Origin of the sequence: Limnospira sp. PMC 1279.21, from assembly GCF_032349615.1 — a bacterium.
Classification (GTDB): domain Bacteria; phylum Cyanobacteriota; class Cyanobacteriia; order Cyanobacteriales; family Microcoleaceae; genus Limnospira; species Limnospira fusiformis.
In genome coordinates, this window is the sequence record NZ_JARPLU010000034.1 from 16,730 (window position 1) to 23,930 (window position 7,201).

The 7,201-nt window shown below is 46.2% G+C and carries 1 protein-coding gene and 1 pseudogene; both read right to left on the reverse strand.

The window, feature by feature from the left end:
* Positions 1–1,267, reverse strand: a pseudogene (locus P5683_RS07565) (hypothetical protein); the annotation flags it as partial.
* Between the two features lie 1,263 nt (positions 1,268–2,530).
* On the reverse strand, positions 2,531–7,201 hold a 4,671-nt coding region (locus P5683_RS07570; RefSeq protein ID WP_315669431.1), incomplete at its 5' end, for a clostripain-related cysteine peptidase.

Genomic DNA, 7,201 nt, shown 5'->3' on the forward strand with positions numbered 1-7,201 from the left:
AGGTAAATACAACATCCCCCGTAGCAATATCCGCATCGCTAGTTATGTTGACCGTTAGTAATTCCGGGTCTGGGTCGTCGTCGGGTACAACTGGGGGATTATTGACCTGTACAGGGTCAACCGGAATCTCATTGTAATTTGGGTCATCACTGGTAGGATTTAGGGAGATTTGGAGTTGTCCTTCATCTCCTGCCTCTCTGGTGATGGTAACTGATTGCGGGATATCCCAGTTCTCAGCAGTAAAGTCTAATGAACCGGGATTAACAGTTACCAATGGTTCAGAAATGACAACCTCAAATTGTACTGGGGCTATAGGTTCACTGGTGAGAGATACCTCAAACTCAGCTGTTTCTCCCACTTGAGCGATAGTGAAGTCAGTAGGATTAATGGAAACTCCTGCTGTATCATCATCAATATTAGTGACCGACACAGTTTGGGCAGGTAACCCGCTAAAAGCTGGGTCTTGACTGATAGCAGGTCCGACAGTAATGGTAAACTCTTGGTCTCCATCATCAATATCGTCGTCTACCCCGGTGATGGTCACAGTTTGTGGGGTTTCCCAGTTTTCGGGATTAAATACCAATTCATTGACGGCAACAGTTCCCTCTGACTCGTCATTGCTGACTATGCTAAGAGTTACATTTGCTGTCGGTTCACTGTCAAGAACTACAGTAAACTCTGTTGTGCCACCTGCTTCAGTAGTTTCCAATCCTTGGAGGGGTTGAATAGTAAAACTACTTGGTGGAACCCCACGTTCTAGTCTCAGCGATCGCGAGTCAAACTGAAATCCTGGTGCTATGTCGGTTGCGGAGAAGTTAATCGAAGTGCCATCAAAATCATTAACAGTATTAAAGGTTAAGCTGTATAGGGTGGCAGGCTGTGTGCCATCACCTGTCCATTGACCACCAAAATCAACCCATGAACCCTGGAGAGCCTTATTTGTTTCCGGATCACCATCGCGATTATCAGCGTCGTCTATTAGCGATTCTGAAGCACTGGGATCAACAGATAAGCCAGGGAATTGACCAGTTTGTAAAACATCAGCAACCTCGATCAATTGCAACTGGTTATCATTAAACAGGGTAAAAAAGCCAATTCCACTGACTTGTTCATTAAATGCTGAACCTTGTCCAGTGGCATCCTGAGTGTCATATATAATGAAAATGGTGAACTCTTCACCAGGTAATACAGTCAGAGATTCAAGGGGTTCTCCAAGAACTCCTGGTTCAGACCTTTGGTCGCTTGCGTATACAAATTGAATACCCATTTTTGCCTTTTCTCCTAATTATCTCACCTACATCACAATCGGTAGAATTATAGCGGTTAAGGATGCTAAATTCATATCCTTACTCATGGATAAAATATGACATCATCCTCATCTATCTGTACTAAATTTGAGACTCCCGCAGTTAATTGCTCAAGCCATATAACGGGGGATTATTGCCTTTTTCGTGCCTCTGAACTAGACCCCAAGATTACTCTTGAAACCCCCGTAATACTCACTCCACAAGCATTTTCATCTGGGTTTCTTCTCCCAGCTATGTTATGCCCGAACCCTAGTATCTAGGCGGTACTTTTTCCTCAAAAGTTCCACTCCAGTGCGTCAGCCATATCGGAGTTATGGTGGCCTTACCTAAGCTATTCGGTCTGACGTACCTTACGATTTTCGAGTTTCGAGTCAATAACCCTATACTTGTGCTATTTAACTTTCGAGGTACTGAGTTGGTTGGTTTTTTACAGCCCACATTACTGGTAACAGCCATCGCGATTGTAGCACTAGAAAGACCACAATGGCAAGGTATAAAATTTCACGGGTTCGCCTGTCAAATCAGGAGTGGGAAAGGTGGACATCCTTTGAACACTCAAAGGACTGTACGCTACTAAGCGTTTCCCAAAAAAGGATTCGCTTCCGGATGGTTTAGTTACTGGTCAAAATTCATCTCGTCGTTGAGCCTATCGGCTTAACGGGAGTCCTCTTTTGACCTTTAATATGGACCAAGGGTAGATGGTTCACTATGTCACACCTGGCAGTCTACATGATCTGACTGAAAAATACTACATATAAACGTTTTTTTTTCCGGATCTGGATCATCCCAAAATTAAGTTTTAGTGAACACAGCCCAGAAAAATTGACACCCTACACAGATGTTGATAACCTAGATAGCCATCCTATGCCCAGAGCGCAGGTTCTGATAGTTGCTGTTCATACTCTCCCGTTGAATTTAAGGTGGTTATGAAAGGTTTTCAGACACATCCGATCTGATTGGATCAAGCCAGCCAGATTTAGTTCAAGAAACTATTTTTACTGAGCTTGACTGTATTCTGTTTTCGCTACTCCTTGGGTATCAATCAAGTTAATAGGGTGCATCAGATAGCTAGTAGCATTCCATGTTCAACTACTATTGTTGTTCTCATGCACCCATCATGGAGTTTTCGGAGCTTCGACTTTGCTAGAGGAAGTAGAAATATGGTTATGTGATATTTCTACTCCACTGATTGACCTGGGACAAATTATAGCCAGTAATAGCTGTTAGAACAGCGATGGCTCATCCGCCAATAAAACATCCTCCTCTTCTAAGTCAACGGGATCAAAATTAGAACTGCCTTCAGCTTCCTCAACCTCAAGAGCGATCGCATCATCGGTGGTTGGTATTACAGTCACGCCACTGAGATCTTCGGAACTACCAGCAATCAAGTTAGCTTCTTCACTGCCTTGCAAGTCATCGATGGAGGAGGGATTAACTAAAATGTCCTCCGCTTCCGCTTCCAGATTTTCTGAAGAAGTTTCTGACGAATCACTCTCACCAGTGAGGGGATCAACTTCCGCAGACTCATCAGACTCATCAAGCTCGTCAGACTCATCAGGCTCGTCAGATTCATCAAGCTCGTCAGACTCATCAGGCTCGTCAGATTCATCAAGCTCGTCAGACTCATCAGGCTCGTCAGACTCATCAGGCTCGTCAGACTCGTCAGACTCATCAGGCTCGTCAGACTCAGCAATATTGCTGGTCACTGCCTCAGATTCTGGAGATGCTTGAGACTCCTCTGGTGTTTCCGAATCATTTTCAGGCACCTGGTCAGATTCCTCCAATTCTTCAGATTCAGGTTCAACCGTCACCGAGTTAGGCCGTTCTTCCGGCTGAGTGGGATTTGAAGAACGTTGGGTGTTAGTGCTGGGTAAATGAATATCCAGGAAATCGCGAATCTCGGCAGCAGTTGTGCGAGTAGCGTTTTGACTTGTCTGGGCTAATGATTCTAAGCGCTGATCGAGTAGGTTAGGGTTAGTATCCCTTAAGCTCAGATAGTTAAAAATCATCACACCATCAGATAGCGCACTGAAACTGCCATCCCCATTAACATCGAGCATCGTATTTTGGGCTAGCTCGAGGTATCGAGTCAATTCGTCAGAGAAGACGCGATTGCCACCAGCGTCACTTGCCACATTTTCTAGTCGCTGATCGAGTAGAGTCGGATTAGTATTGCTTAAGCTGAGATAGTTGAAAATCATCAAACCATCAGTCAGTGCGGATGCACTACCATCTCCATTAATATCTAACTCCCGACGGCTGATGTTGAGTTCGTAGTGATTTTGGGTGTCTTCGTTCTCACCTGCCACCCGAATATAAAATGGCTGGTTGGTAGATGGGAAACTAATCGACATAAATGAGTCACCCCTGACCAGATCAAGATCGAGGCGTTCCCCGTCAGCATTGTAAAGTTCGAGATCTAGTTCTCCCAAACTCGGATCATATTCAATGGTAATCCCATTAGGATGACGCTGAGGAATGCGGCTGGGAGTCACCTTAAACCAATCGACATCACCAGCGTGAATTGACAAGCCAGGAATCTCAATGATGTCATTGAGTCGCAATTCACCCAAGTCAGTAGCCTTGGCCTGAGTATTATTGTCCGTGCTGCCACCGACTCCTTCAAGATGATCAGGTTCAACAACCACACCACCTTGGCGAACTAGGGGTTGATGATTGACTTGTAGGGAGTAGTTGGGGTTGGTATCTCCAGTTTCACTGGAAACCCTCACGAAATAGGTGCCACCCGATTGTCCTTCCAGATTAACCTCTAGGTTATTTTGTCCAGAAGCCTCACCGAGTCGAATGCGGTTTCCTTGTTCATCCCGACTGACACCGCCATTAGCATTACCCTGATAGATTTCCAGATTCAGGTTTCCGCCATGAATGGAGCTAATGTTGATGTCAAGGTTGCCATCATGTTGACCAGTCTCAAACCGATACCAGTCGATATCTTCGCTGTTATGGAGGTTAAAGTCCGCAAACGAGTTTTGTGAACCAGTCAGACGACCGAGATTAAAGGCTGTGCTAGAGGAGTCGTTATTGACGTTGCCGGTAATGTTGCCAGTGATATCAGTGGTTTCGGCATAATCAGGCTCAATACGACGACTGCGATCGCTCGCTTGGGTACGGCGGTCTGGATTTGTCAAGGCTGTCAGGAAGTCATCCCAGCGAGTATCGGCTACGAACCGATAATTGTTCTCATTGTAACGAGAGTCAAAGCCACGGCCTGTGATGGCTGGCAAATAGATACTCAGACCATTAGCACCAGACACATCAACCTGACCGATGATAGCATCATCTAGGGCTTGGGAAACCTCCCTGGCTGCGACACCAATTTGGTTATCGTCACCCAGTAGGTTGTCGATCGCATTCATAAAGCTGCCCAAATCACGCTCATCGGGGTTAGAGAACTCAGTCGATAATGAACGAGCTTGGACAATAGCACTCCAATCATTATCAGTCGCATGATCAAGGACGGTGTCAACAAAGCTATCCAGAGCATTGTTCAGATTTGCCAACCCACCCGTTGTGGTCACAGACTGGGTTTGCGAATTGTTGTAAACATTACCGTAGGATTCTAGAATTGCTGTACCCATTTGTTCAGCACTGATGTTACGGCCTGCGTCAGCGACTTGTTGCAGCCAGCCTGTATAATCCCAACCACTCCAGGGTACAAGTCCCTGAGACGCGACAACCACTTCAGTGAGGTCGTGGAGTTCATAGACTTGCTCAACCACTCCGTTGAGACAGGAATCGAAACCAACCAATTGAAGACTCTCCAAACCAGCCTCTTGAATCGCCTGGGCAACTTCCGACAATTGCAAGTAGTCATTACCATCAGTCTCATCCCATGCGACTCCATCACGACCATTACCGTGATTCCAAACCACCACAGCATAGTTTTGGGCGCGATAGTTTTCTGCGCCCCACTGGATAAACTCAGTCAGGGTGTTTGGATTTCCCATATTCGCTTCCCCAATGGAAGTGAGGTTGCTGGTAATCAGGTTGGGGTTGTTGTCATGCTGAATCAAGCCACGAAGGGTCTCGGTCCAACGGTTACCCTCTGGGTCATAACCGCTAATGAGATCGGCGGAAACATCTTCGACATCAACCTGAACCACCACATTGATATGATCCGGCAGGTTCACAGCTTCCATCTGGTTGATATCGTCAATAGCTGCTAATTCAAGATCGTTGTCCCCAGCAATGTAGACCATAATTGTCCATTCAGCCTCACCAGCTTCAACTTGGACTTGAGGAGCGTTTAGGTTCAGATTATAGTTAACAGGTTCATCTCCAGAAACCCGAGCATAATATGGGGTGTTGGCATCCAAGTCAGTTAGGTTAATTCCCCGGATGCCTTCGCCACTACCTCCGAAGCTGTTGAGTGGAACTAAACTACCGGACTCATCATACAACTCCAGATTGAGATCGAAATTGCGATCAAACTCAATGGAAATTCGGTGGTCGCGGGTATTATCGCCGGTAGTGAAGCTGAACCAGTCTTCATCATCGCTGTTGTGAATACTGAGATTCGTTTGGCTACTGGTAACATAACGTAATTCAGTGGCTTGTTCGCGACTGTTGTTAGGTTCAAAGCGATCGGGCTCAATGTTACCCAAACCACTACCAGTGGTGATATTCAGACTGTATTGAGGGTTGGTAACACCTTGATAGCCGTAGACTTCAACCCAGTAATTGTCCCCGACACTGCCATTGAATACCACAGATTCGCTGTTAGTAGTGCCTTGAGAAATTCCCAGTAACCCATCCTGGTCATAAACTCGCAGGTCAATATCTCCATCGCCATGATTAAACTCGAGTCGGACTTCAACTTGACCGTTGACAACAGGGCTGAATTGGAACCAGTCTCTGTCTCCCTCGGTATGCAGGGTGAGTTCATCCTCGCTAACCTGACGAATTGAACCAAATTCGTGGGCGGTTTCTAGGGTGTTGTTTCCTTCGTCTCCTTCAAAGCGATCGGCAGCAATACCACCAGAACTTTGGAACTCACCAAGAGGAGCCTCAATAGTCAGGCGATATTCTGGATTAGTGGCACCGTTGTAGCCAAACACCCGGACATAATAGGTATCAGGACTTAATCCGTTCAAGAAGATAGCTTCTTCATTACCTACTCCACGAGATGCCCGCAGCAGATTATTGTCTGAATCATATAACTCAACATCAATGTCCCCCAAACTGTGTTCAAACTGATCAACAACCACCACATGATTAAACCAGCCTGTTTCTGCGAGGGTAAATCTGAACCAGTCGTCATTACCTGATTCATGGATGGAGAGTTGATGGGGAATCACGCCACTGCTGTTAATTTGAACTGCATTATCCCAACTACTGTTCTCATAGTTCTGATCGTAGTAATCGGGATTAATACTGCTGACATCTCCCCTTACACGGGGGTCAATGGTCAGGCTATAGTTCGGGTTACTAGCACCATTCCAACCCCAAACACGAACGTAGTAGGTTCCAGCATCTAAGCCAGCCAAACTAATGCTCTCATTATCCGATACACTCGTTGAACTGCCGAGCCAGTTATTGTTGGCATCGTACAGGCGCATATCCACATCTCCTAGGCTGTGGAGGAAGTCAATACGAACCTCTGCACCACTGCCAGCAGTTCCATTAGTGGTAAAGCTGAACCAGTCATCATTTCCCGATACTATCACCAGCTCATTTTGGACTAGCTGTGAGGTGACAGTTCCGAAATCGTGTGCAGCCTCAAAGCTGTGATTACCAGCAAAACGGTCTTCGCTGCTGCCATTTCCGATCACAACGCGGGGGTCAATGGTCAGGCTATAGTTGGGGTTACTAGCACCATTCCAACCCCAAACACGAACGTAGTAGGTTCCAGCGCCTAAGCCAGCCAAACTAAT